21 protein-coding genes are annotated in these 26,184 nt (G+C 67.1%); 9 read left to right on the top strand and 12 right to left on the bottom strand.

Annotated elements, in window-relative coordinates; all coding sequences use genetic code 11:
* Positions 1 to 79: 79 nt before the first annotated feature.
* Positions 80 to 3,553 (top strand): indolepyruvate ferredoxin oxidoreductase family protein, encoded by a 3,474-nt coding sequence (locus tag ACQP0C_RS35830; protein WP_433727344.1) that lies wholly within the window; start codon positions 80 to 82, stop codon positions 3,551 to 3,553.
* Between the two features lie 88 nt (positions 3,554 to 3,641).
* Here ACQP0C_RS35830 and ACQP0C_RS35825 read toward each other — a convergent pair whose 3' ends face one another.
* The 5 genes from ACQP0C_RS35825 to amaB all read right to left on the bottom strand — a co-directional run bounded on the left by ACQP0C_RS35825 (position 3,642) and on the right by amaB (position 9,850).
* The gene (locus ACQP0C_RS35825) at positions 3,642 to 4,118 is read right to left on the bottom strand and encodes a nitroreductase family deazaflavin-dependent oxidoreductase (RefSeq protein ID WP_433727342.1); all 477 of its coding nucleotides are present in this window, start codon (positions 4,116 to 4,118) and stop codon (positions 3,642 to 3,644) included.
* 35 nt (positions 4,119 to 4,153) lie between these two features.
* Positions 4,154 to 6,523 carry an ABC transporter permease gene (locus ACQP0C_RS35820; protein ID WP_433727340.1) on the bottom strand — a complete coding sequence of 790 codons (2,370 nt, stop codon included), beginning with the start codon at positions 6,521 to 6,523 and terminating at the stop codon, positions 4,154 to 4,156.
* The gene (locus ACQP0C_RS35815) at positions 6,520 to 7,269 is read right to left on the bottom strand and encodes an ABC transporter ATP-binding protein (protein ID WP_433727338.1); all 750 of its coding nucleotides are present in this window, start codon (positions 7,267 to 7,269) and stop codon (positions 6,520 to 6,522) included. Before ACQP0C_RS35815 ends, ACQP0C_RS35820 begins: the two co-directional genes overlap by 4 nt.
* Positions 7,253 to 7,858: a TetR/AcrR family transcriptional regulator gene (locus ACQP0C_RS35810; RefSeq protein ID WP_433727336.1), complete on the bottom strand. Its 606-nt coding sequence runs from the start codon at positions 7,856 to 7,858 to the stop codon at positions 7,253 to 7,255. Before ACQP0C_RS35810 ends, ACQP0C_RS35815 begins: the two co-directional genes overlap by 17 nt.
* 462 nt (positions 7,859 to 8,320) lie before the next feature.
* Positions 8,321 to 9,850, bottom strand: coding sequence for an L-piperidine-6-carboxylate dehydrogenase (gene amaB, locus ACQP0C_RS35805; RefSeq protein ID WP_433727334.1), 1,530 nt, complete (start codon positions 9,848 to 9,850; stop codon positions 8,321 to 8,323).
* Positions 9,851 to 9,959: 109 nt separating this feature from the next.
* Between amaB and ACQP0C_RS35800 the strand changes: the two genes are divergently transcribed.
* From ACQP0C_RS35800 to ACQP0C_RS35790, 3 genes are all read left to right on the top strand, one after another.
* Positions 9,960 to 10,412: an Lrp/AsnC family transcriptional regulator gene (locus ACQP0C_RS35800; protein ID WP_040686931.1), complete on the top strand. Its 453-nt coding sequence runs from the start codon at positions 9,960 to 9,962 to the stop codon at positions 10,410 to 10,412.
* Between the two features lie 66 nt (positions 10,413 to 10,478).
* Positions 10,479 to 11,828: an L-lysine 6-transaminase gene (lat, locus tag ACQP0C_RS35795; RefSeq protein WP_433727332.1), complete on the top strand. Its 1,350-nt coding sequence runs from the start codon at positions 10,479 to 10,481 to the stop codon at positions 11,826 to 11,828.
* 171 nt (positions 11,829 to 11,999) lie between these two features.
* On the top strand, positions 12,000 to 13,247 hold the full coding sequence (locus ACQP0C_RS35790) for a hypothetical protein (protein WP_433727330.1): 1,248 nt from the start codon (positions 12,000 to 12,002) through the stop codon (positions 13,245 to 13,247).
* An 85-nt stretch (positions 13,248 to 13,332) separates the two neighbouring features.
* On the opposite strand, the gene ACQP0C_RS35785 is transcribed toward ACQP0C_RS35790, so the two are convergent.
* Both ACQP0C_RS35785 and ACQP0C_RS35780 read right to left on the bottom strand, forming a co-directional pair.
* Positions 13,333 to 13,671, bottom strand: coding sequence for a hypothetical protein (locus ACQP0C_RS35785; protein WP_433727328.1), 339 nt, complete (start codon positions 13,669 to 13,671; stop codon positions 13,333 to 13,335).
* Complete coding sequence (locus tag ACQP0C_RS35780; RefSeq protein WP_433727326.1) at positions 13,671 to 14,078, bottom strand: DUF1707 SHOCT-like domain-containing protein; 408 nt, start codon at positions 14,076 to 14,078, stop codon at positions 13,671 to 13,673. The genes ACQP0C_RS35785 and ACQP0C_RS35780 overlap by 1 nt, the downstream gene beginning before the upstream one ends.
* Positions 14,079 to 14,284: 206 nt before the next feature.
* Between ACQP0C_RS35780 and ACQP0C_RS35775 the strand changes: the two genes are divergently transcribed.
* The 4 genes from ACQP0C_RS35775 (at position 14,285) to ACQP0C_RS35760 (ending at position 20,202) form a co-directional block, all read left to right on the top strand.
* Positions 14,285 to 16,702, top strand: a complete 2,418-nt coding sequence (locus ACQP0C_RS35775; RefSeq protein ID WP_433727324.1) for a serine/threonine-protein kinase — start codon at positions 14,285 to 14,287, stop codon at positions 16,700 to 16,702.
* Between the two features lie 358 nt (positions 16,703 to 17,060).
* Positions 17,061 to 17,693: a cutinase family protein gene (locus ACQP0C_RS35770; RefSeq protein WP_433727322.1), complete on the top strand. Its 633-nt coding sequence runs from the start codon at positions 17,061 to 17,063 to the stop codon at positions 17,691 to 17,693.
* 88 nt (positions 17,694 to 17,781) lie between these two features.
* A complete protein-coding gene (locus ACQP0C_RS35765; RefSeq protein WP_433727320.1) occupies positions 17,782 to 18,138 on the top strand; it encodes a hypothetical protein in 357 nt (118 codons plus the stop codon).
* Positions 18,139 to 18,351: 213 nt separating this feature from the next.
* Positions 18,352 to 20,202 carry a protein kinase domain-containing protein gene (locus ACQP0C_RS35760; protein WP_433727318.1) on the top strand — a complete coding sequence of 617 codons (1,851 nt, stop codon included), beginning with the start codon at positions 18,352 to 18,354 and terminating at the stop codon, positions 20,200 to 20,202.
* 50 nt (positions 20,203 to 20,252) lie between these two features.
* Here the strand turns inward: ACQP0C_RS35760 and ACQP0C_RS35755 are convergent, their stop codons facing one another.
* From ACQP0C_RS35755 to ACQP0C_RS35745, 3 genes are all read right to left on the bottom strand, one after another.
* Positions 20,253 to 21,203 (bottom strand): patatin-like phospholipase family protein, encoded by a 951-nt coding sequence (locus ACQP0C_RS35755; protein WP_433727316.1) that lies wholly within the window; start codon positions 21,201 to 21,203, stop codon positions 20,253 to 20,255.
* 78 nt (positions 21,204 to 21,281) lie between these two features.
* On the bottom strand, positions 21,282 to 23,087 hold the full coding sequence (locus ACQP0C_RS35750) for an acetyl/propionyl/methylcrotonyl-CoA carboxylase subunit alpha (protein ID WP_433727314.1): 1,806 nt from the start codon (positions 23,085 to 23,087) through the stop codon (positions 21,282 to 21,284).
* Between the two features lie 218 nt (positions 23,088 to 23,305).
* Positions 23,306 to 24,220: a sulfurtransferase gene (locus ACQP0C_RS35745; RefSeq protein WP_433727312.1), complete on the bottom strand. Its 915-nt coding sequence runs from the start codon at positions 24,218 to 24,220 to the stop codon at positions 23,306 to 23,308.
* A gap of 167 nt (positions 24,221 to 24,387) precedes the next feature.
* On the opposite strand from ACQP0C_RS35745, the gene ACQP0C_RS35740 reads away from it, so the two are divergent.
* Positions 24,388 to 25,227: a helix-turn-helix transcriptional regulator gene (locus tag ACQP0C_RS35740; protein ID WP_433727310.1), complete on the top strand. Its 840-nt coding sequence runs from the start codon at positions 24,388 to 24,390 to the stop codon at positions 25,225 to 25,227.
* Here ACQP0C_RS35740 and ACQP0C_RS35735 read toward each other — a convergent pair.
* Both ACQP0C_RS35735 and ACQP0C_RS35730 read right to left on the bottom strand, forming a co-directional pair.
* Positions 25,153 to 25,788 carry a Maf family protein gene (locus tag ACQP0C_RS35735; RefSeq protein WP_433727308.1) on the bottom strand — a complete coding sequence of 212 codons (636 nt, stop codon included), beginning with the start codon at positions 25,786 to 25,788 and terminating at the stop codon, positions 25,153 to 25,155. The two genes, ACQP0C_RS35740 and ACQP0C_RS35735, sit on opposite strands and share 75 nt — an antisense overlap.
* A 4-nt stretch (positions 25,789 to 25,792) precedes the next feature.
* Entirely contained in the window at positions 25,793 to 26,122 is a 330-nt protein-coding gene (locus ACQP0C_RS35730; protein WP_433727306.1) for an acyl-CoA carboxylase subunit epsilon, read from the bottom strand.
* Between the last annotated feature and the right edge of the window lie 62 nt (positions 26,123 to 26,184).

Raw genomic sequence — 26,184 nt, 5'->3', positions numbered from 1 at the left:
TCATCAAGGACAGTATGACGGCAAGAAATGCTCAACGAAGCGAAGCGCCAGATCGGCGCCTAGCGGACGGGTGGACGATATGACCGAGCTCGCCGACCGCGAACTGATCCCAGCCCCCTATGACCTTGCCGACCGCTACCGCGTCGGCGCGGGCACCGTTGTCCTCACCGGCGTCCAGGCGATCGCTCGACAGCTCGTCGAGCAGCATGTTCGTGATCTGCGCGCCGGACGACGGGTCGGCACCTTCGTCTCCGGATACCAGGGCAGCCCGCTGGGCGGCGTCGACAAGATGCTGAACGGTATGCCGAATGTGTTGGCCGAGCACGATATTTCCTTTGTGCCCGGCTTGAACGAGGAGCTCGCCGCCACCTCGGTGTGGGGCAGTCAGGCCGATCTGCCCGCGGGCAATGCGACCCATGATGGGGTTGTCGGGGTTTGGTACGGCAAGGGTCCCGGGCTCGACCGCGCGACGGATGCGCTGCGGCACGCCAATATGTACGGCGCCAATGCCCATGGCGGTGTACTCCTGCTGGTCGGCGACGATCCGGCCTCGAAATCCTCCACCGTGCCAGCGGTGAGTGAGCGCTCGCTCGCCGCGATGGGCATTCCGGTGCTGTTCCCTCGCAATGCGCGCGAGATCATCACCATGGGTCTGCACGGTGTGGCGCTGTCGCGGGCATCGGGATGTCTGGTGGCGCTGAAGATCGTCGCCGACGTGGCCGATGGCGCGTGGACGGTCGAGGGCACGGTGGGCGATATCGACATCACGGTGCCCGAGATCGAATGGGAGGGTGAGCCGTTCACCTACCTTCAGCGGCCGATGGCCGCGCCGACCGACAGTGTGATCGCCGAGGCGGATCTGTACGGACCGCGCTGGGAGCTGGTCAAGGCCTACAGCACGGGCAATGAACTCGATGTCATCGAGGTGAATCCGGCACGTGCGGCCGTCGGAATCGCCGCCACCGGAACCACCTTCGACGCCGTGCGCCAGGCGCTGATCGATCTCGGCGTCGACGATGACGCACTGCTTCGCGCGGGCGTCCGGCTGCTGCGTATCGGCATGCCGTATCCGATCGCACCCGAGCGGGTCCGGCAGTTCGCCGACGGGCTGGAGCGAATCGTGGTCGTCGAGGACAAGACCGCGTTCATCGAAACCCAGATCCGCGAAATCCTCTATGGCACCGCAGATGCGCCGCAGATCATCGGTAAGCGCGATGCTGCGAACCGGCCGCTGTTCGCCCAGGACGGCGAGCTCACTTCGGGTCGGATCGCCGCACCGCTGCGCCGTGCGCTCCAAGGCCAGCTGGAGATGAAACGTCCCTTGCCGCAACCACTGTCGCTGGCCGTGCTGCCCGCGAAGCGCGCCGCCTACTTCTGCAGCGGCTGCCCGCACAACCGGTCCACCGCCGTACCGGAGGGATCGCTGGCCGGTGGCGGCATCGGCTGCCACACCATGGTGACGATGTCGGGCCGCGATGACAGCAAGGTCACCGGGCTGACCCAAATGGGTGGTGAGGGTACGCAGTGGATCGGGCAGGCACCGTTCACCACGGTGCCGCATCTGTTCCAGAACATCGGTGACGGAACATATTTCCACTCCGGCCAACTCGCCGTGCAGGCCTGTATCGCCGCGGGCGTGAACATCACCTACAAGCTGCTCTACAACGATGTCGTCGCGATGACCGGCGCACAGGACGCCGAAGGCGCTCTGGCGGTGCCGATGCTGACCCATAAACTCACCACCGAGGGCGTGCGGCAGATCATCATCTGCGCCGACGAACCCAAGAAGTACCGCAAGCGCGACCTCGCCGCTGGAACCCTCCTGTGGCACCGGGATCGGCTCGACGAGGCGCAGCGCACGCTGCGTGAGATTCCGGGCGTAACCGTGCTCATCTACGACCAGCACTGCGCCGCCGACGCGCGCCGCCGACGCAAGCGGGGCACCCTGCCGGTCCGGCAGACCCGGGTGGTCATCAACGAAGCGGTCTGCGAGGGCTGCGGTGACTGCGGCGTCAAGAGCAACTGCCTGTCGGTGCAGCCGGTCGACACCGAATTCGGCAGCAAGACCCGGATCGATCAGACCTCGTGCAATACCGACTACAGCTGCATGGACGGTGACTGCCCGTCCTTCGTCACCGTCGAATTGCCGGATCCGGCGAAAGCGAAGAAGCGTAAAGGAATTCGACGCGCCGAGCCGCCGGTGCTGCCCGACCTCCCGAACGCTGTTCCGGCGACAACCCAGAATGTCTTTCTCGCTGGCATCGGCGGTACCGGCATCGTCACGGTGAACCAGGTGCTGGCGACGGCGGCGATGCGCGCCGGATACGAGGTGGCGAGCCTGGATCAGATCGGCCTGAGCCAGAAGGCCGGACCGGTCGTCTCGCACCTGCGTTTCGCGAGTGGCGAATTGGAACCGGCGAACCGGCTGGCACCCGGTTCGGCCGACTGCATTGTCGCCTTCGACCTGCTCGCCGCTACCGATAACAAGAATCTGGCCTACGGCTCGACGCAGACCACGTTATCCGTCGCGTCGACCAGCAGGACCCCGACCGGCGAAATGGTCTATGACCGGACCATCGCGTATCCCGAAGAGCGCGAACTGCTTTCCCGGCTCGAGCAGGTATCGCATTCGGTGCGCTCCTTCGATGCGCTGGCCGCGGCCGAGGTGCTGTTCGGCAATACCGCCGCCGCCAACTTCCTGCTGGTCGGTGCCGCCTACCAGATCGGTGGCCTGCGCCTGCCGGCGTGGGCGATCGAGGAGGCCATCGAGATCAACGGTGTCGCCGTGCACGCCAATATCGCGGCATTTCGCTGGGGCCGGGCGGCCATCGCCCGACCCGCCGAATTCGCCGCCGCCACCGGCCGCAAGGTGCGCGAACGTGCCGAGGCCGCCATTCCGGCGGATCTTTTCGACGGTGTGACCGCGATGGGTGAGACCAGGCGGCTGCTCGAATTGCGGGCCGCTGAACTGATCGGCTTCCAAGGCGTGCGCACTGCCCGCGATTATGTCCGCACCGTGCAACGCATGTGGGAGGCCGAGCAGCGCGTCACCGACCGCACCGAGTTCAGCGAGCAGGTGGCCCGCGGCCTCTACAAATTCACCGCCTACAAGGACGAATACGAAGTCGCCCGCCGACTGACGGATCCGATCTTCCTCGCCGAGGTCGCCGAGCAACTCCCCGACGGCGCCGACCTCACCTACCGGCTGCACCCACCCGTCCTGCGCGCCATGGGACGCAAGAAGAAGATCGGCCTCGGCCCGCGCAGCCATTTCGCGCTGCGCGTGCTGGCGCAGGGAAAGCGCCTGCGCGGCACCAAATTCGATCCGTTCGGCTATGCCCACGTCCGCCGGGTGGAGCGGGCCCTGCTGGCGCACTACACCGAGATGGTGACGGCGCTGGCCGCAGATCTCGATCGAACAAGCTACGACCGCGCCGTCCGAGCCGCCGCGCTGCCCGACGTGGTCCGCGGGTACGAAGACATCAAACTCGCCAATGTTGAACGCTACCGAAACAGCCTGCAGGAGCTCGACATCGAGCCACCACCGCGCTGAGCGCGGACGCGCCGATCATCGGTAATCGGCCGCACTCGCGGGGTCGGTCGGGTAGACCCGGGCGCCGGGCCGAGTGGCGGGGTGGTGATCAGGATGTGGCGGTCGATACCTTCAGCCGAACCATCGGCAGCGTGTCGACCGGCCTTCCGGTTGCGTGTTCGATGGTGCCGCGCAGCTTGTCCCAAGCGCCGGGATGGTGGTGGATGTAATGCTCGAGCGCGGTCGCTGATTCGTCGTCGGTCATCGGAGTCGCGATCGCGGCGACATTGCGCCACCTGGCGGTGGAGATCCGGACCTGTGGGTGTGCCTGAATATTGCGGTACCACTGGGCTTTCGTGCCGAACCCGGAGACGATGACGAACTCGTCCGGCGCGGGCCGGTCGACGACCTCGAGCACGACGAATCGGCGTTCGCCGGATATGCGCCCGATATGTTGCAACATCAGCATCCGGGTACCGAAGAGGAACCCGAGCCCGGCTCGATAGAGCCGGATGGGCGCGCGCACCAGCCATCGGGTGTGGAGCGCGCGGGCGCCCAGCCCGGCGGCGAGGTTTGACAAGGTCACTTCCGTTCTCCTCCAGTAGGTTTCAGCGGCGGGGTTTACTGAGCCCGTTCCCGTACCACGCGGGCGACGTCGATCCGTTCGACGAGTCGGGCGGCGGGAAGTTGGGACAGTGCGGCGGCGGCCATGACCGAGACGATCGCGAGTAGCGGTGGTAGGACACCGAGGGATAGGTGCAGGCTGAACATGTCGCTGTCGAACGAGCGCAGGAACGCTGATGCGGCAAAGACTCCCGCGACGAGTCCGATCGGAACCGCGAACAGGGTGGCGGTGAGGTTTTCAGTGGCGAGTGCAGCGGTGAGCCGACGCACCGGCACGCCTGCGGCCCGCAGCGTGGCCAGCTCGGTGGTCCGTTCGGCGAGGTTCACCGTCATGGTCACATAGATCACGGTGAACGCCAGCATCGCGCCGAGTGTCAGCATCACCACGATGAAAACCCAGAACAGTCCGAGGAATTGGTCGGCTCGATCTTCCAGGGCGTGCGTGTCGGTGTAGGCGAGGACGCCCGGAAGTGAGGTGATCGACGCTCGTAGCGCGTTCCGGTCGGTGTTGCCGTCGAAGCGCAGTAGATAGCCGCTGAGACCTACTCCGCCGATCCCGCGAGCGGTCTCGGCGTTGGCGTAGAGGAAGGTGCCGAGAGGCTCGTCGAGCAGACCCGCGACCCGTACCTGGTGCGGGCTGCCGAGGGCGGCAGTCACAGTGACAATGTCGCCGACGCCGATGCCGAGCTTCTCGGAAAGTGATGCGCCGGCCAGTATTCCGTCGGCGGGCAGGGCCCTGGTGCCACCGTCTGGAGTGCGGAAGCCGTGCATGGTCGTGTCGGGTGCCAGCCCGTTCAACGTGGTCGTGTACGACTTGCCGTCGGCTGCCGCGACGGTGACCGGGGTCAGCGTCACTGGCTCGACGGTGCCGACCCCGGGCAGCTTCCGCAGGTCGGTGGCAAGATCACCGGCGCCTGCGTCGGTCACCGCGGTCGCGTCTTCGCGTTCGATCTGCTGGAACTGGATGTCGAGCACGCCGCGCATGCTGGTGAGCATGCCGACCGAGGCCAGGATCAGTATCAGCGCAAGTACGGTGCCGGTCATGGTGGCCAGCGTGCGGCGACGGCCCCGCGAGAGTGAACGCAACGCCATACGGGCCACCACCGGCATCCGATTCCAGCGCGCGGACAACCGGGTGAGTGGACCCACTCGGGGCGCGCGGATGCCGTCGCCGCGCATCGCTTCGGCTGGTGCGGTGCCGACCGCGGCGATGGCCGGGGCCAGCCCAGCGATGAGGCCGGTGAGCAGGCCGAGCGCGAATCCGATGAGCGCGGTAGGGAATCGGTGTGCGACGACGGTGTCGGGTATGCCGATCGCTGAGGTATAGGCCGCGGTGACAGCGGAGGTGGCGACGAACCCGCCGAGCACACCGAGCGCGGCGCCCACAGCGGCGATGCCGAGGCCATAGCTCACGTAGTGGCCGATCACCGTCCGGCGGCGGGCGCCCATCGCGAGCAGAGTGCCGATGATCGGGCGTTCGGTCTGGACGAGCCTGGTGATCAGCACGTACTCCGCGATCGCCGCGGCCGTCAGGAACAAGGCCGGGAAACCAAGGGCGAGTTCGGAGAATCCGTTGAGGTCTTCGCGCAGTGTGGCGTTGGAGGGCTGATCGGCCTGGGGCGCGACATCGAGCGCGCCCCCCGATCGCAGCACCGAGGCCGCCTTGTCGCGCTCGGATGCCGTTGCCGTGCTGGCCATTTCGACCAGCGTCTGATTCGGTCGCGGCTGCCCGGTCAGGCGCAACGCTTCGGCTTGCGGTGCATAGACGACCGCAAATGCGTGCGGGTCGTCGAGCACGTCCTGGCGATTGCGGGCGGGCCACAGGTATTCGGCCGATCGGGCGATCCCGGAGACGGCCACCGGATGCCACGCGGTGCCATCGAAGATCCGAAGTCCGCTGCCCACCTTCAAGGCGAAGGTATCGGCGGCATGGTGCTCGACAACCACTTGGTCGAGACGGTCGGGGTCGGGCAGTTTTCCGGCGGTGAGGTCGATGTCGTTCACACTCGGTCCCGCCACTTCGGGTAGCCCCACAACGCGCCCGAGGAGTTTGGTGTCGCCGATCGAGAACGGGACGTCGGCCTGGGTGCGTACCCTGGTCCGCTCGACGCCGTCTACGGCCCGGACGGCCGCGACGATGTTCGCCGGGTCGCCCCCCGTGGCGGTGAAGTCGGCCAGGTGCAGCCGATCATAGGTTCGCTGGTACGAGGTTTCGAGGTTGCGGAACGAATCGTAACTGGCGACGAACAGCAGCACACCGAGCAGCACGGTGGCGGCGATCGCGGCGACCTGTGCGCTGCGGCGGCGCAGGTCGCGCAGCATCTTCTTGGGCAGCACGCGATTCGATGCGGGCAACACGACGATCACCACCTGATGGTCGCGGCGTCGGCGGGGGCGGCGTTGATGTCCGCGGAGACGATGCGGCCGTCGCGCATCCGGACCACGCGGTCGGCGATTTCGGCGGCGACCTCGTTGTGGGTCACCATCACCACGCCGCGTCCCGCGCGGCTGGTGCGCTGCAGCAGCTCGAGCACACCGCGTCCGGTGGCGACATCCAGTGCGCCGGTCGGTTCGTCGGCCAGTAGCAGGTCCGGGTCGGTCGCCAGCGCACGCGCGATGGACACCCGCTGCTGCTGACCGCCCGACATCTGGGCCGGGAAGTGATCCGCGCGATCGTTCAGCCCGACCGCCGCCAGCAGGTCCGGAACCTGGCGCCGCTCGCCACGGCCGGTCAGCTCGACGATGATCTCGACGTTCTCCCGCGCGGTGAGGCTCGCAATCAGATTGAAGAACTGGAATACGAATCCGACGTGATCGCGCCGGAACGCCCCGAGGGCCGCCGGGTGTTTGTTCGAAATATCCTGACCTGCAACGGTTACCGATCCACTGTCGGCCGATTCGATGCCGCCGATGATATTGAGCAGCGTGGTCTTCCCCGAGCCGCTGGCACCGAGTATCGCCACCAGCTCGCCCGGTGCTACTTCGAGGTCGATATCGGTGAGGGCGTGCACGGCGGCCTCACCCTCGCCGTAGGTCTTGCACACTTCGCGCAGGCTGAATCCGCCGCGAGGTCGGTCGGTCGTCGGTGTGCTCGCATCAATGCGTTCGGTCACCGGAAATTCCTTCGCTATCGGGGCTTTCGGTGAACCCCGCCGCGCGAAGCAGCGGACCGTTCACATTCACTGCACGCAAGGTGGGGTCTATCAGGCGGTGCAGGATCAGGCCGTCGACAAGTGCCAGCACCACCGCCGCGGTGGCTTCCGGGTCCACGGTCGACCCCTGCTCACGCAGCCATGCGGTCATGGCGGCACGCGCTTCGGCGACGAAACGTCCCAACTCGATTCGCAGCCGCTCATGACGGGTGGCGGCCAGCATCATCTCGCTCATCGCCACCGTTGCCGTATCCGTCCCGGTGTAGGAACCGATCGCGATGAGCATTTGAGACATCGCGGCCGGCCCGGATGCCGCCAGCACTCCGGCCATCACGGTGTCGTATTCCGTGCGTGCCAGCCGCAACGACGCGTCGATGAGCAGGTCGGTCACCGACGGGAAGTGGTAGTGCACCGATCCTGGTCGTACGCTCGCGCGGTCGGCGACCATCCGCGTGGTCACCGCGCCCCACCCGGCCTCGGCGATCAGCTCGACCGCGGCCGTCATCAGTTTGGCGCGCGTTTCCTGACCCTGCTCGGCCGCCGTGACCACGGATTTCCTCCCATCGGGCCCCGAATTGGGCAATCGCCTTGGGTGGTTGCCCAAACCATATTAATAGCAGTATGCAACAATTGCTATAGGCAACTTGGGGTGATCGGTGGTTCAGCGTGTGCCGTGAGGGTGGCCATCGCGACCGCGGCCAGGCGTATGCACTTCAGTGCCTCGCTGAATCACTTCCTCACCGGAGACGCTTACCCGAGTGCGTCAGATCATGCACTGTGGGCCGCGCACTTCGGCGCTGAAAGCATCGCCTGCCCAACCCTGGAGAACTCAGCCTTCGGAGTACTGCCGGGGAGCAGGCGGCCGCGGTCGCCGCGCGGCTCGCCACCGTTGACCTGGTGGCAGTCGAGGCCGCGGTCGCCGAGCTCGGCGTGGTCACGTACACCACCTGACAAACCACTGCGCCAGACGGCTCGGCGAGTGATTTATCGCGGGGCCGAACGGGACGGCGGCTCAGCCGAATTGGATGCCCTGGGCGAGGGGGAGCTGGTCGGAGTAGTTGACGGTGTTGGTGGCCCGACGCATATACGCCTTCCACGAATCCGAGCCGGACTCCCGTCCGCCGCCGGTGTGCTTCTCACCGCCGAACGCGCCGCCGATCTCTGCACCGGAGGTCCCGATATTGACATTGGCGATGCCGCAGTCCGAGCCGTCGGCGGCGAGGAAGCGTTCGGCCTCGCGCTGGTCGCCGGTGAACACGGCGGAGGAAAGCCCCTGTGGCACACCGTTGTGCATGGCGACGGCGGAATCGAAATCGTGGTAGGTCAGCACGTACAGGATCGGTGCGAAGGTCTCCTCGCGCACCACCGCGGTCTGGGCGGGCATGCGCACGATCGCGGGACGCACGTAGAAGGCGTCGTCGCCGAAGCCGTCGACGCGCTCACCGCCGCACACCAGTTCACCGCCGTCGGCGAGTGCGCGGTCGATCGCCGCGCGCATTCCCTCGTAGGCTCGGCCATTGATCAGCGGACCGACCAGCACACCGTCATCGAGCGGATTGCCGACGCGCAGTTGCCGATACGCGCCAGCGACCCGATCGAGCAACGGTCCGACGATATCGGCGTGCGCGATCAGCCGCCGCAATGTCGTACAGCGCTGCCCGGCCGTGCCCGCCGCGGCGAAGACGATACCGCGCGCCGCCAGCTCCAAATCCGCTGTCGGGGTGACGATCGCACCGTTATTGCCACCCAGCTCCAGCAGACACCGCCCGAATCGCGCGGCCACCCGTGGTGCGACGATGCGGCCCATCCGCACCGAACCGGTCGCGCTGACCAGCGCTACGCGCTCGTCGTCGACCAGCCGGGACCCGACTTCGGCCCCGCCCTGAATCAGTTGGTGCACTTCGGGATCCGCGCCGACATCGGCGGCCGCGCGGCGCAACAGGGTGTGGCAGGCCAGTGCGGTCAGCGGTGTCGTCTCCGATGGCTTCCACACCACCGTGTCACCGCAGACCAGCGCGATCGCGGTATTCCACGCCCATACCGCGACCGGGAAGTTGAAGGCCGAGATCACCCCGACCACGCCGAGCGGATGCCAGGTCTCCATCAGTCGATGTCCGGGCCGCTCCGATGGCATGGTCCTGCCGTACAGCTGCCGCGACAACCCGATCGCGAACTCGCAGATATCGATCATTTCCTGCACCTCGCCGACCGCCTCGGCGCCGATCTTCCCCGCCTCCAGGGTGACCAGCTCGCCGAGTTCGGCCTTGTGCGCGGTGAGCAATTCGGCCAACCGCCGCACCACGGCGGCGCGCACCGGCGCCGGTACGCCGCGCCAGTCGCGGAATGCCCGCGCCGCTCGGTCGATCGCGGCATCCACCTCGTCGATGGCATCGGCGCGCAGGGTCAGCAGCGTGCCACCGGTAATCGGAGTACGCGCGGGTAACTCCCCCGCTATCGGCTGCTGCGCGCCGAGCGCGCGCAGGCACTGCGTCGCGCGGGCGGCGAGATCCTTGGTCAAATGGTCGTCGAGCGTGTGTGTCATCGGTTGCTCCGCTGTGGCTTTGGGTCGCTGGACGGTCTCGGATGGGTACGGCGAGTTAACGACTGAAAGTTTTCGCCACGAGCAGCGTCCGCTGGGTTAGCCTTCGCTGATGGCGGATACACCGGCAAGACCCGTACTCGATGACATCGATCGCCTGCTGATTCGTGAACTGATGGCCGATGGTCGCGCCACCCTGTCGAATCTGGCCGAGAAGGCGAGCCTATCGGTGTCGGCTGTGCAATCGCGGGTCCGCAGATTAGAGGCGCGTGGGGTGATTCGGGGATATACGGCGCATGTCGACCCCGAGGCGCTCGGACAACTGTTGTCGGCATTCGTCGCCATCACTCCTCTCGACCCCTCGCAACCCGATGACGCGCCTGCCGTGCTGCAACATATCCCGGGTATCGAGGCATGCCACTCCGTGGCCGGTGACGAGAGTTACGTGCTGCTGGTGCGGGTGGCCTCTCCTCGGCACCTCGAGCAGTTGCTGCAGGAGATCAGAGCGACCGCCAACGTGAGAACTCGAAGCACCATCATCTTGCAGACATTCTACGACAGGTAGCCGTCTGGCCGTAATTACTACGTTTGTTCTGTAGATCTTTCGTAAAGATTTCCGTACCCTACGGATGTGACCATCGAACTGGAGCGCACCCGCGCGGGGAGTGGCACTGCACCGGTCACCCCCGCCACCCGGGTACACGAGATCTTGTCGGCGCACATCCTCGCCGACGGATTCGACTTGGTGCTGGATCTACGGAAATCCCGTGGCTGCCGGATCGTCGACGAACGTGACGGCAGCTCCTACCTGGACATGTTCGGCTTCTTCGCCTCGAATGCCCTTGGCATGAACCATCCCGCCTTGGCCGACGACGAAGAGTTCCGCACCGAGCTCGGCGTGGCCGCGCTCAACAAGCCGAGCAACTCCGATATCTACACCGTCGAAATGGCCCGTTTCGTCGAGACCTTTGTGCGGGTGCTCGGCGACCCCCGGCTACCGCATCTGTTCTTCATCGAAGGCGGCGGACTCGCGGTGGAGAACGCGCTCAAGGTCGCGTTCGACTGGAAGAGCAGACATAACGAATCCCACGGGCGGGCACCGGAACTCGGCACCAAGGTGCTGCATCTGACCGGAGCGTTCCACGGCCGCACCGGCTACACCATGTCGCTGACCAACACCGATCCGGTGAAGGTGGCGCGCTTCCCCAAGTTCGATTGGCCGCGCATCGAGGCGCCCTACCTCGCCGACGGCGTCGATATCGCCGCCGCCGAGGCGAACGCGCTCGACCAGATGCGTCGCGCCTTCGCCGAAAATCCGAACGACATAGCATGTTTCATTGCCGAGCCGATCCAGGGCGAGGGCGGTGACCGCCATCTGCGTCCGGAATTCCTGCAGGCCGTGCAGCGACTCTGTCACGAGCACGATGCGCTGTTCATCCTCGACGAGGTGCAGACCGGTGTCGGCATGACCGGAACCACTTGGGCCTACCAGCAATTCGGGCTCGAACCGGATGTGGTCGCATTCGGTAAGAAGACCCAGGTCTGTGGCGTGATGGCGGGCGGTCGGGTGCTGGAGGTGCCCGATAACGTCTTCGTCGTCAGCTCCCGGCTGAACTCCACCTGGGGTGGCAACCTCACCGATATGGTGCGCGCCCGGCGCATTCTCGAGGTGCTCGAGCGCGAGGAATTGATCGAGCGATCACGGTCGCTCGGCGCGCATCTGCTGCGGCGGCTGGAACAGCTTTGCGCGGATCACCCTCGGATCACCGAACCCCGCGGGCGCGGGCTGATGTGCGCGATCACGTTGGCCACGGCCGAGCTGCGGGACGAGGTGCTGACCGCACTGCGGGAACGCGAGCATGTGCTGATCCTCGGCACGGGCGAGCGTGGCATTCGCTTCCGGCCGCCGCTCACCGTCACCGAGGCCGAATTGGATGCCGCGGTCGACGCCATCGAGCGGGTGCTCAGCGACGCGGGGTAGTGGGGTCGGTATTCGGCCAGTATCGGAAATTTGACTGGCCGAGTACACATTTCCGGATGATTCGGGCAATCCGTCCCATGTCGGCGGGGATACTGCGGAATCCGGGCGGCAACGCCTAGGCTTCGCATACATGTCATCTCGTCTTCACCACCTCCTGGCACGGTGCAGCGCGTGAACCGACAGCGCAATCACCGAAGCTGCGCACCGAACGGTGAGACCAGCAGGTCCGCCATCCATTCACTGATCGCGTCGCTGACCGTCCTCGTGACGGTCGCGGGGTGTGCCTCCAGTGAGGCCGGATCGGTAGGTGTGGCGAATCCGCCGCCCGCGAGCACGGTCGCCGCCGCCGGCACGGCGCCGCCGCCGTATCTGGAGAAGCTGCTGCCCGGCATGCCGCCGCCGCTGTCACCGACCGATGTCTATGCCGCCGACCGGGAGCTGAGTCCGTCGGTGGCCGACCATCGGTCCCTGGTCTATGTGCCCAATAGCGAATCGCATTCGGTCACGGTGATCGATCCCGGCACGTTCCAGGTGATCGACAGCTATCCGGCGGGCGGCCGGGAGCCACAGCATGTGGTGCCGTCCTATGACATGCAGACGCTGTATGTGACCAATGATCTGCCGATCGGCGGGGGCAGCCTGCTGCCGATCGATCCGCGCACCGGTAAACCCGGTGAACCATTCCCGGTCCGCGATCCCTACAACATGTACTTCACGCCGGACGGTCGATACGCACTCGTGGTCGCCGAGGCGGATAAGTCGCTGGACTTCTACGATCCGCACACCTGGCAGAAGGTGCACTCGCTGGCGGTGCCCGACTGCGCTGGCGTCGACCATATGGACTTCACCGCCGACGGCCGGTTCGCCTTGGCCAGTTGCGAATTCATCGGCCGGATGCTGGTCTTCGATGTCGCCGAGCGCACGGTTGTCAAGCTGATCGATCTGCCGGGCGGTCGCAGCGGTAAACCACAGGACGTCAAGCTCTCGCCGGACGGACGCACCTTCTTCATCGCCGATATGGTCGCCGACGGCATCTACACGATCGACGCGTCGTCGTGGGAGAACACCGGTTTCGTGCCGACCGGCAAGGGGGCGCACGGGTTGTACGTCACCCGCGACTCCAAACTGTTGCTCATCACCAACCGGCACGAGGGCAGCATCTCGGTGTGGGATTTCGCCGAGAACAAGCTGGTGCACAAGTGGTTCATCCCGGGCGGCGGCAGTCCGGACATGGGCAATCTGTCCGCGGACGGGCGGATCTTCTGGGTATCCGGTCGCCATCACGGTGAGGTCTACGCGATCGATATCGTGAACTGGAATCTGTTGGCGCGCATACCTGTTGGGCGTGGGGCGCACGGGCTCACCATCTGGCCGCAGCCGGGGCGTTATTCCACGGGCCACACCGGTGTAATGCGCTGAGTGGCCAGCGCGCGATGCCGATCCGCTACTGCGGCATGGGCATCGGCGTGTGCCTGCTGCTGCCGCTGGTCAATTGGCTACTGGCTCAGGGCAGCCGGAGGCCGAGGCCGCCTTCGACGAAGCGGCGGACCGCTGTCGTACCTGTTTCGAGGGCGGGTTCATATCCGGGGCGGGCCCAGCCGGTGAGTTCGGCGGTGTCGTCGGCGCCGGGGGTCACCACGATCTCGGCGACCAATTCGGCCGTGGTGGGTTCGCAGACAGCCCAGGAGAAGTGGGTTTCCTCGGCCCACTGTTCGGTGCGGCGGGCGACGTAGTCGGGATCGGTGATGCCGCCGTCGGCGAGGGCGGGGCGGTCATCGATGCGGTCGTCGGCGCGCAGTGCGCGCAGGTACCAGGTGCCCGCATTGATTTCGACGGGTTCCACTAGTCCTCGATCCTCCTGCGGCCGCGGCGGCCCTGGCGGCGCCGGTGGTGCTCGCGCCGATCGCCGAACAGCAGTGCGCCCGCCAACGGGATGGCCAGGAACCAGAGCCAGCTGCCGGTGACGAAGAAGAGGATGACGGCGAGAATCGGGATCACCGCCATCACTCGCTCCGGCCATTCGTCGAGGAAACCGTCGCGTTTGGCGGCGACCGCGGCGATGGGGGCGGGTTCGGGCAGGTCGACGAAGACCTTGTCCAGGTCGCCTCGGGTCAGCGCGGCCGCGACCACGGCGCTGCGCTCGTCGAACTCGGCCACACTGAGCCGCCCGGCGGCGAAATGATCGGAGAGTCGCTGCATCGCTTGCTCACGCTCCGCGGTGCCGATGCGGATCTCGGGCACGTCACTCATAGCAGCCAGGCTAGCGGCTTTCGCTGTACCTGTTCTCGCCGTCTCGCGTACCGCGGTCGTGGGGGCGCGGTCGGCGAATTTCGCGATCTGACGCGCCGGGTTGCGACATGATCGGTCGGCCGCCACATCAGTTTCGCGGATTATGTGGAGCCGGTGTGGATTTCGGGTAACTCGAAGATGAGTGCAAGGCTAGCGGGAGGTTTCGAATGGGCGAGACGCGGTTCGGTCATTACCGCCTCGACCGGTTGCTCGGCAGCGGCGGTACCGGGCAGGTCTGGCTCGCTCGCGATACCGTCGCCGACCGCGATGTGGCGCTGAAGGTACTGGCCGCGACGCACGCCGCGGATCCGACGTACCGGCTGCGGTTCACCAGGGAGGCCCGCCTGGCGGCCCACGCTCCCGGGCCGCATATGGTGCCGATCCACAACTTCGGCGAACTCGACGGCCGCCTATATATCGACATGGAGTTCATCGAGGGCACCGACGTCGCCGCCCTGCTGCGCCGCGACGGGCCGATGTCTCCGGCGAGGGCGGTGGCGATCATCGGACAGACCGCGATGGCGCTCGATACCGCCCACCGGGCGGGTTTGGTGCACCGCGATGTCAAACCGTCCAACATCATGGTCACTCCCTGCGGCTTCGTCCGCCTGATCGATTTCGGCATCGCGCAGCGGATCGATCAGCCGGCCATCACATCCCACGGAAATGTGGTCGGCACCCTGGCATATATGGCGCCGGAGCGCTTCAGTGGCATCGCCGACGCCCGCGCCGACCAATACTCACTGGCCTGCGTCCTCTACGAATGCCTGACCGGCCAAAGACCTTTCGGCACTATCGATTCGCCGCAGCAATTCCACGCCCACCTGCTCGTCGATCCACCCCGCGCCGCAGCCCTGAATCCAGCTGTGGCCCTTGCACTCGATGCCGCCATCGCCCGCGCCATGGCCAAGAATCCCGCCGAACGCTGGTCCAGCGCAGGTGAATTCGCATCCGCCGCCTACGCCGCGGTCACCGGTCGCGAGGCATCGACCGTCGAGATCGCAGCGAGGACTGTGCCCATTACCCGCCCGCTACCCGATGGGTGGCTTGTCGGGGCCCAGGATGCGGACGGGGTGGCGTCGTTGGATGGGGCCGAGTTCGGGTCGCGGTGCGAGAGCGGGGTGGAGTCGCTGGGGGCAGCTGAGCCCGAGACGCGGTGTGCGGGTGGGGTGGCGTCGTTGGGTGGGGTCGCGATGGAGTCGCGAGGCTCGGATGCGATGGAGGCTGCGGCCGCGGTCGGGACCCGGGCTGTGCCAGTGTCCGAGTCGCGGTGGGCTGGTGGGGGCGAGTGGTTGGGTCGGGCTGCGGTGGAATCGCGGTACTCAGGTGCGGCACAGGGCGCGAGCGCGGCCGGGGCGCAGGGCGCTGGTGGCGTCGGGGCGCCGGGCGGGGACGCGGTCGGGTCGCGGGGTGCGGGTGTGGTCGAGTCGTCGGGGCTGGGCGCGGCCGGGTTGCTGGGTGTGCCCGTGTCCGAGTCGCGGTGGGCGGTTGGGTCGCCGGGTGCGGCTGCAGCTGGGTCGCCGGGTGCGTCGGTGGCGGGGGCGCAAGGCACGGCTCAGGTTGGGTCGCCGGGTGCGGCGGCGGTCGGGGCGTGGGGGGAGCGCCCGGCTGAGTTGCTGGGTGTGCCTGTGTCCGAGTCGCGATGGGCGGTTGGGTCGCCCGGTGCGGCTCAGGTTGGGTCGCCGGGTGCGGCGGCAGTTGGGGCGTGGGGTGCGGGTGCGGCGGAGTCGCCGAGAGTGGCGGCGGTGGGGTCGCGGGATGGGGGTGTGGTCGAGTCGCGGGTTCTGGGGGCGGTTGAGGCGCCGGGTGGGGCTGCGGTCGAGGCTTGGAGTGCTGGTGTGGCCGGGGCGCGAGGTGTAGTTGCGGTCGGCTCGGGGGGTGTGGGGCCGGTGGGCTTTCGGGGTGTGGGTGCGGCTGGGGCGCTCGGTGTGGGTGGGGGCGAATCGCCGAAGGCTGCGGTGGGGGAGCGGGGTTCGGGTGCGGTGGGGGCGCGGGGTGTGGTCGAGTGGGGTGGGGTGGGAGTAGGGGATGTAGGTGCGCGGAAACGGGGTGGCGGGGGTGGGCGGGACACTGAGCCGAGGGATGATCGCGAGGGCGAGTGGATAGTCGGGCCGGGGCACGCGGCTGCCGCCATCGCGGCGCTTGTCGCCCTGATCGGGTTTGCGCTGTGGCTGGGGCGGCCCGGAGGAGCCGAAACAACATCGGCTGCACCGTCATCCGCCCGGCCGGCGCCCTCGCATCCCGGCCCCGCACTGGGATCGGCCCCGGCCGAGTCGGCCCATGCGGCGGCGCCCAACGCGTCGATCCCGATCGCCGGACAGCCGTGCAATCCCGACGTGGACGGCAATGCCGTCGCCGGTGACGGCACCCCACTCGCGTGTCGTTCCGCAGGTGGCCACATAGCGACCTGGATCCCGATGCAGCCTTCTGGCGGCAGCCCGAAACCCGACGCCGGGCAATCGGCCGCCGGCCCAGCAGCCCCCGGCCCAGCAGCCCCCGGCAACTCGGGCAACAGCGATTCGGCCGACGACAAGCCGAGCAATGGCAAACCCGGCCACGGCAACCGCTTCAAGCCCGGTAAGTAGGCGTCGCCAGGCGAACACTTCGCCTGGGGCAGTGGATCTTTGGCGCCCTAGTGGCGATAAGCCGGCCGGTACCGGACGAGGCACTGATCGCGGTGGATCCTGCCCGGCGATCGGTGACCGGACCGGCTGTGCATACCGGCACGGTGCGCCCTGGTCTTGCCGCAGTTGGTGGGTCTGAGCAATGGGGTATGGCTGTCGCCACCATCGTCCTTCGCAGCGGAGTACATTGTAATTTGTCTCTGACAAGTGTCACTCGCTGCTTCACAACGACGTGAGGACCGAGGAAGCACTTCTCACAACGGCGTGAGAGGTGAGGAAGATGGGCGACCGAAAGGTGGGTCGGTTCAAAATTTGGCGGATGGCATCGGCATTCGCGGTCTTGCCGATCGCCGCGAGTGTCGTGCTGGCTCCGCAAGCGGCGGGCCAATCGTGCGCGGCGGTGGACTTGGTGGTGGCCAGGGGAACTCAGGAACCCGGGTATCTCGGAACCTTCGTCGGTGATCCGCTGTACGCCGCGATGGGGGAGGCGCTACCGATGAGCGTGCGGGCGTATCCGGTGAACTACTCTGCGAATCCGACGGATCCGTTGTCAGTGAGCACCGGTAGCGCCGATCTGGTCGCACACGTCGTCGATCGGGCCGCGGCATGTCCGGCCGAAGAGTTCATCCTGGTCGGCTACTCGCTGGGCGCGGGCGTGGTACACGCCGCACTCGGCACCGATATCGTCACCGGGCTGCCGGGCGTGGCGCGGCTACCCGGTGATCTCGTCGACCGCGTCGCCGTCATACTGCTCTTCGGTGACCCGCTGCGGCTGATCGGGTGGAGCGTTCCCGACCAGTATTCGAACCGCACCGCCGATTTCTGCGCGGCCGGTGACCCGGTCTGCGGCGGGGGAGTCGACCCCACCGCGCACACCCACTACGGCGATTTCATCGGCGCCGCAGTGGGATTCAGCGCCGCACACGTCCGGCATCGGATCGGCTCCGCATGAGATGTATGCCGCCATCGCTGCCCAACCCCACGCACGGCGGTCCGCTAGTTTGGTGGTCGATACTGACATTCGGTGATCTGGAGATTCGATGGAACTCAAAGCGGTGCTGGGACCGGCTGCGCGCGGATTCAACGCGGGGGTCATGGCATTGACCAAGGCGCCATGGATCGGGCCCAAGGTAGCCCGGTCGCTCACCGAGATCACTTACGTCGGTCGACGTTCCGGACGCACCATCAGCACACCGGTGAGCTTTCGCCGCTCTGGCGACGAGATCACCATCGCGGTGGCCCTGCCGGACCAGAAGACGTGGTGGCGCAACTTTCTGGGCGCTGGCGGCCCCATCTCGCTGCGGCTGGACGGCGCCGAACGGTCCGGACACGCCGTCGCACGACGCGATGATAAGGGGCGCGTCAGCGTCACAGTGCGCCTGAACGAGGCTGATTAGCCCGCAGCCGGGGACCGGATCGCCCTAGGGGGTCTGGTTTGTTGCGTCGGATCGTGTCGAGGTCCGGGGTGTTCGCTGAGTAGTTGTACGTAGGGGAGGTCACACTGTTCGAGGGGGAGTGGCGGGGCTAGGGTCGGGATAGGTTCGGGCGATGCGGTTTCGATCGGGTTGCCGCCCCACTTCCGCAACGGCGCGGCCACCGGGAGGTCAGTGATGGGGGAACAGTTCGGGAAGTACCGGCTCGACCGATTGCTCGGGCGGGGCGGTATGGGGGCGGTGTGGCTGGCCCGTGACACCGATACCGGGCGCACGGTTGCGCTGAAGGTGTTGGCGGAGCGGGTGGCCGCCGATGCGGAGTATCGGCAGCGGTTCGAGCGGGAGGCGCGGCTCGGATCGAGTCTGCGGCATCCGAATATCGTGCAAATTCACGGGTTCGGGGAGCTCGACGGCCGGTTGTTCATCGATATGGAGTACATCGATGGCATCGACCTGGCCGAAATGCTGACCAGAGTCGGCACATTGACACCCACCGCGGCCGCGGACTTCGTGACGCAGGTCGCCTCAGGTCTGGATGCCGCGCATCGGGCCGGGCTGATCCACCGTGACGTCAAACCGTCGAACATCCTGATCGGCACCGGTGGGCACGCGTATCTCATCGACTTCGGCATTGCCCAGAGCCTGGGCCAGACGTCCGTCACCGCCACCGGAATGGCCATCGGCAGCTGGGCCTACATGGCACCGGAGCGCTTCAACGGCACCGTCGACGCCCGCTCCGACGTGTACTCACTCGCCTGCGTCCTCTACGAATGCCTGACCGGCCGCCGCCCCTACGGTGACACCGATCCGGCCCGCCAAATGCACGGCCACCTGATGACCGCCCCACCCAACGCCTCGACGGTGAACCCGGCGGTACCCGCGGAAATGGATGCGATCATCGCCCGCGGCATGGCCAAGGACCAGGCCGCGCGCTATCGGACCGCACGCGAATTCGCCGCCGCGGCATATGCGGCGGCGCAGCCGAAAACCGCGCACCCTCCGCAGGCGTATGCGCACATGCAGGCTGCGGCGCCGCAGCAACTGGCGGGTCACCAGCCGAGTCCGACGCGGGTGCAGACGCGCGCGCCGATGTCATCGGCGGCATCGGCGGTGCCGCTGGTCGAGTCGTCGCCGAAGCCGCGTGCGGCGACCAAGGTGTTGCCGGAACCCGGTCCGACGCCGACGCTGGTGGCGACGCGGCTGGACCCCGCGCCGCCCTTCGTCTCAGTGGAAAGTGCTGCACCGCAACAGAATTCTCCGTGGTCGCCGAACCGTGCGGTGGTACCGCCGGGATCGCTCGTCCGCCCGCCGTCTGCGGCCGGACGGGTGGTGCCGCAACCGAAGCGGGCGGCACGCATCCCGGTGGCTCCACGCTGGACGGTCTCGCAGCGCCGTCCCTGGCTCGTCCCGCCCGCGCGCCGGGCCGCACGGCGTCGGCCACGGCGTAAGTCCTTCCTGTCTAGGGTGATCGGCGCGCTCGTCGTCATGTTCCTGACCCCCTTCATGCTGGCGGCGGGGTGTGCGGCGCTGGTCGCATTCGGCAATACCGGCAGTGGTGGCGGCCCGCGCACGGCCGATCCGTCCGTCGCGGTGCGCGATGGCGACACCGCACAATCGGCCGAACCACCCGCGCCGGTGTTCTCCGGTCTGAATACCCCGGTGCGGGATGGCAAGTTCGAATTCGTGGTCACCGCGGTCGATTCCGGGATTCCGCGGATCGGGCTGCAGAATGCGGGCGGCACCTACTCCGTCGTCACGGTCGCTGTGCGCAATATCTCCGACGAGCCGAAGTGGTTCCTGCCCGTCGGACAACGTCTCGTCGATACCCAGGGCCGCCAGGTCGACCACAATGCGATCGCGAGCATGTGGCAGAACACCCAACGCCGCTACAACTACTCATTCGAACTCCAGCCCGGCCAGTCCGCCACCACCCAACTGGTTTTCGACGTCCCGCAGGACGCTACCCCGAGCCAGCTCGAACTACACGACTTTCTGCTCTCCAACGGCGTAACCGTCCACCTGAATTGACCGGTGCCACAAGCCGCCGACATCGGACGTCGGCAAGTGATGCCGGCGGTTCAGCGGGCGCTTTCTGCCGAATCGACCAGGGCCGCCATCGATGCGTGCACGGCCTGACGTCCGATGGTCAGCGCCTCGGCCAGCAAGTCGGTATCCCTTGCCGCGCTGTCGATATTCGGGGAGCCGAGGGGTGGGTGGATCTGGAGGGCGGCATCCCCCAGGCCGGAGAGGAAGCGGTCCTCGATGGATTGCTGGTGCGGCCGCTGGAGCCAGGCGCGGTAGGCCCCGGGGGCGCGTACGCGCAGATAGCCGCCTCCGACCACCCGATGCAGACGGGAGGCGGGTGGGCGCTGTTCATCGGTGCGCCGGGTGCGCAGCACCAGCGCATGCGTCGCACCGTCGCGAACCGCGGTGCGAATGGGCACGGTTTCGGCGAGCCCGCCGTCGAGGTACTCGGCATCGCCCAGCGGCACCGGTGGTCCCGCGAGTATCGGCAGCCCCGCGGAGGCCCGCAGCGCGGTCATCAGGGTGCGTTTATCCACGATGTGGCGGTGCAGGTCGACCGCGCACCCGGAGCGGATATCGGTGCCGATGGGGTGAAAGGTGGTGGCGTTGGCCAGAATCGCCGGAAAGTCCATCGGCTCGATGCCGTCGTACACCTGGTGCACCAGGTAGTCCAGATCGAAGGCGGGACGTCCGCGCAGCAGTCGAGCCGGATCGACCGCGCGCCGCATGATCACCGGATCGGTCCAGGCGCGCATGCCGGACAGCGCGCGCCCGGACAGGAACCACGCGCCATTGATCGCGCCCGCCGAAGTGCCGTAGACGGCGTCGAAGATCGAGGCCAGCCCGAGTTCCTCTAGCGCAAGCACCATTCCGCTGGAGTACACGCCCCGACTGCCACCGCCCTCGATGACCAGGGCGAGGCGATATCCGTCGGCACGGCTTGCTGATTCACGTCTGCCGCGGATGACTTCCGTGGCAGTGGGCACGACGGCAGAGCTGGTCACCGAACCACGATACGACAGAGCGGGCGCGGACGTCGTCGTCCAGCGCCCGCTCCGAAACGGTCTTCGCCAGCTGTTTACTTATTTGATCTCGGCGAGCACGGTGCCCTGGGTGATGGCCGCACCGGCCTCGACGGACAGTCCGGTGACCACACCCGCCTTGTGCGCGTTGACCGGATTCTCCATCTTCATGGCCTCGAGCACCACGATCAGATCGCCTGCCTCGACGGACTGGCCCTCTTCGACCGCGACCTTCACCACGGTGCCCTGCATGGGCGCGGTGACCGCGTCACCGGAGGCCGCACCGGCGCCGGCGCCGCCACGCTTGCGCGGCTTGGGCTTCTTGCGGATCACTCCGGCGCCATTGCCGCCCGCACCCGCGGCGCCCGCGCCCACGGTGAAATTACCGGGCAACGACACCTCGACCCGACGCCCACCGACCTCGACGACGACCTTCTGCCGTGGCAGCTCCTCGTCCTCGGCCTCGGTGACACCGGCCGGGGTGTACGGCTCGACGTTGTTGACCCACTCGGTCTCGATCCACTTGGTGTAGACGTCGAACTTCTCGCCGTCACCGATGAACGCCGGATCCTCGACGATCGCGCGGTGGAACGGGATGACCGTGGCCAGTCCCTCGACGTGGAATTCGGCCAGTGCGCGCCGGGCCCGCTGCAGCGCCTGCTCGCGGTTCTCGCCGGTGACGATCAGCTTGGCCAGCATCGAGTCGAACTGACCGCCGATCACGCTGCCCTGCACCACACCGGAGTCGACGCGCACGCCGGGACCGCTCGGCTCGGAGTAGACCGCGACCGGGCCGGGGGCCGGCAGGAAGCCGCGACCGGCGTCCTCGCCGTTGATCCGGAATTCGAAGGAGTGCCCGCGCGGCGCCGGGTCCTCGGTGATCGCCAGCTCGTGGCCCTCGGCGATGCGGAACTGCTGACGCACCAGGTCGATGCCCGCGGTCTCCTCGGTGACCGGGTGCTCGACCTGCAGGCGGGTGTTCACCTCGAGGAACGACACGGTGTCGCCCTGCACCAGGTACTCCACGGTGCCAGCGCCGTAGTAACCGGCCTCGCGGCAGATGGCCTTGGCCGAAGCGTGGATGCGCGCGCGCTGATCGTCGGTGAGGAACGGCGCGGGGGCCTCCTCGACCAGCTTCTGGAACCGGCGCTGCAGCGAGCAGTCGCGGGTACCTGCTACCACCACATTGCCGTGCTTATCGGCGATGACCTGCGCCTCGACGTGGCGGGCCTTGTCCAGGTACTGCTCGACGAAGCATTCGCCGCGACCGAAGGCGGCGATCGCCTCGCGGGTCGCCGATTCGAACAGCTCCGGAATCTCCTCGATGGAGTGCGCGACCTTCATGCCGCGGCCACCGCCACCGAAGGCGGCCTTGATCGCGACCGGCACGCCGTACTCCTTGGCGAACTCGACCACTTCGGCCGCGTTCTTGACCGGATCCTTGGTGCCGGCGGCCATCGGCGCCTTGGCGCGCTCGGCGATGTGGCGCGCGGTGACCTTGTCACCGAGGTCGCGGATGGACTGCGGGGAGGGGCCGATCCAGATCAGCCCGGCGTCGATGACGGCCTGGGCGAAGTCGGCGTTCTCGGAAAGGAATCCGTAGCCGGGGTGGATGGCGTCGGCGCCGGATTTGGCCGCGGCGTCGAGGATCTTGTCGAAGACGAGGTACGACTCGGCCGAGGTCTGCCCGCCAAGGGCGAAGGCCTCGTCGGCGAGCTTCACGAATGGGGCTTCGGCATCGGGCTCCGCGTATACCGCGACGCTGCCGATACCGGCATCCTTGGCCGCCCGGATCACGCGAACGGCGATCTCGCCTCGGTTAGCTACGAGTACCTTCGATATCCGCGCGCTGGCATGGCTGGGCACTGAGCCTCCTGTTAGCAATCTTTTTGGTCGCCCCGTGGTCGACAAACTTACGTCTGGGGCGAGTGTAGGCAGTCTGCCAACAGAGGCCGAACTCGGATAGCCCTACTCAACAGTAGGTCGTGGATCACACCCGGTGGCGTCGGCGTCGGGCTGGGAAGAAGCAGCCGCGAATCCGTGTATCGGATTCGGCCGATCAGGGGTGCTGGACGCGAATCGGGCTATCTGGTGCGGACCTTGCGCATACTGCCCGCGGGTGCGTCGCCGGGTTCATACCCCTTGGCAATCGGCATGCGCACCGAGTTGCCCCATTCGGTCCAGGACCCGTCGTAATTGCGCACGCCGTCGAGGCCGAGCAGATAGGTCAGGACGAACCAGGTGTGGCTGGATCGCTCGCCGACCCGGCTGTAGACCACCAGATCGTCCGCGGCCGCGAGCGCGCCGTAGATCTGGTCCAACTCGGCGCGGGGACGGAAGCGGCCGTCGGTATTGAAGGCCTCGGTCCAGGCGATGTTGACCGCGGTGGGAATATGCCCGCCGCGCAACGCCGCGTCTTCGGGATTGATCGGCGGCTGGATCAGTTCGCCGGAGTACTCCTCGGGGGAGCGCACATCGATCAGTGGCTTGCCGAGGTGTGCGAGCACGTCCTCGCGGAACGCGCGCACGGTGGTGTCGTCGCGATCGACGAGCGGATACTCGCTGCGGATGAGATAGGGCAGGTCGAAGGTGGTGTCGCGCGCCTCGGAGATCCACGCGTCCCGGCCACCGTCGAGCAGCCGCACATCCGGATGCCCGAACAGGGTGAAGACCCAGCAGGCGTGCGCGGCCTGCGCGTTGCCGCGATCACCGTAGATCACCACGGTATCGTCGCGCTCGATGCCCTTGGCGCGCATCAACTCGGTGAACCGAGCTCCGTCGATATAGTCACGCGTTACCGGATCATTCAGGTCGCCCCGCCAATCGATCTTGGTGGCGCCGGGAACGTGTCCGATGTCATAGAGCAGTATGTCCTCGTTGGATTCGATGATCTTCAGTCCCGGCGCGCCGATGTTTGCCGACAGCCACTCTGTGGTTACTAGTCGGTGAGGATGTGCGTAAGAACCGAAAGCGGGATGAGGGTCCGAGGCAACGCGCACGATATGGGTCCTTCACACGAGGTAGACGGGTGGTTATAGCGATTCGGGTCTCACAGCGATGTTAGGTGTGAGGCGTTAGGGAAACTCGTTTCAGATCACAAATCGGCTGAATGGGCGAATAAATCGCACCCTCATCCGATAAAGTCTCCCGGGAGGAGGGGTGAGCTATGTCCGATTCTTGGCCGAGGCGTCGACTGCTCGCGATCCTACGTGGCGCCAGCGAACCTCTCGACGCCCAAGAACTGGCCAGAATCACCGGACAGCACGTCACCACGGTTCGGTTCCATCTGGATGTACTCACCAGGGAATCGCTGGTACGGCAGTTCCAGCAGCCCCCGCGCGGCCGCGGCCGTCCGCGCATCGGCTATAGCGCGGTTCAGCGATCGGTCGGTTATCAGGACTTGGCCCAAGTACTCGCCGATCAGCTCGGCCCCGATCCACGGCGCCGCTCCGAGGCGGCCATCGCCGCCGGACGCGCCTGGGGTGCCAAGCTCGACGCGGGCGATCATGCGGTCGAATCGCTGGAGGACGCCAAGGACGTCACCATCACGCTGCTCTCCGAGCTCGGCTTCGCCCCGGAACGCGATCCGGCCGCCGAGACCAACGAGCAGGTGCTGATCCGGCTGACCGCCTGCCCGCTGCGTGAACTCGCGCGCACCCACTCCGAAGTGGTGTGCGGTGTGCATCTGGGCCTGATCAAGGAGGTCCTCGACCGCAATGGCGCGCGCGGCGAGATGAATGTCCGGCTACACCCTTTCGTCGAGCCGGAGCTCTGTGTGGTCCGTTTGGAGCTCATGGCCCAGCAAGCCCGGCGCGACCAGGGCGTGCCTCGGGAGCCGGAGCACGACCGCGAGGTGGCGCCGGTATCGATCGGCGCGGAACCCGGGGCGGAGCCGCGGCTGGGCCCCGGCGAGCCGCGGATCGCGCCGCCGTCAGCGGGCCGAATGGCTCCACAGCTGCGCAATGCCGACCCCAACGTCGCCAAGCAGTCGGCGCAGCAGTGGTAGTCCGATTCCGATAACGCTCGATGGATCGCCATCGATGCGATCGACGAACCAACCGCCCATGCCGTCGAGGGTGAACGCGCCAGCCACCTGCAAGGGCTCACCGGTCGCGATGTAGGCGTCCAGCTCTTCGGGGTCGGGTTTGGCGAAATGCACTGTAGTGGAACTGCAATCGACGGATTCGGCGATGACCTCACCGTCCCGCAGCCGCAGTACGCAGTGGCCGGTGATGAGATCGGCACTGCGCCCGGCCATTTCGGCCCAGCGCGAGCGCGCCACCTCGGGCGTGTGCGGCTTGCCCTGCAATTCGCCGTCGACGAGCAGCATCGAATCGCAGCCGACCACGACGAAATCCGTGGCGAAGTCCGGGATCGTCGCGGCCACCGACCGGGCCTTGGCCCGCGCCAGCTCGACCACGACGACCTCGGGTGCCGTGCCGGGCGGCAGTGCCGCGGCTACGGCGTCCTCGTCGACATCGGAGATCCGGACGACTGGGTCGATGCCCGCCGAGCGCAGCACCTCGCGGCGGGCGGGCGAGGCGGAGGCGAGAACGAGTCTCGTCATCCGATCAGTCGCGCAGGTGTGACAGTTGTGGGAACGCGTACGGAGAGAACGGTGAGGTGCCGCGATGCATCAGCGTCGGGCGACCCCAGGTGTCGGATGGACCGGTCGTTCGGCTTCCGCTGGCGCTATTCGCGGCCGCCGACAGCACGCAGACGAGCGCCGCGACTTCCTCGTCGGACGGCGCGCCCTTGATGACTCGAATGAACGGTTGCTCGGCCGCCTCGGCGGCCGGGTTCGTCGCGGGTGCGACAACCTCGACCACGTCCGCGATCGGGTCGACTGTGAGATCCAGTTCGGCGGCGGTCAACACGTCTTCTTCTGCCACGGTCGTCACAGTGCCAGATCCTCTCTCTATATCGATCGAGCCCATGCCCAACGCGATGTCATGTGGAGCAA

Origin of the sequence: Nocardia sp. CA-129566, from assembly GCF_050956075.1 — a bacterium.
Lineage (GTDB): Bacteria > Actinomycetota > Actinomycetes > Mycobacteriales > Mycobacteriaceae > Nocardia.
The sequence above is the reverse complement of the archived record's forward strand: the minus strand, read 5'-3'. Positions and strand labels throughout refer to the sequence as shown.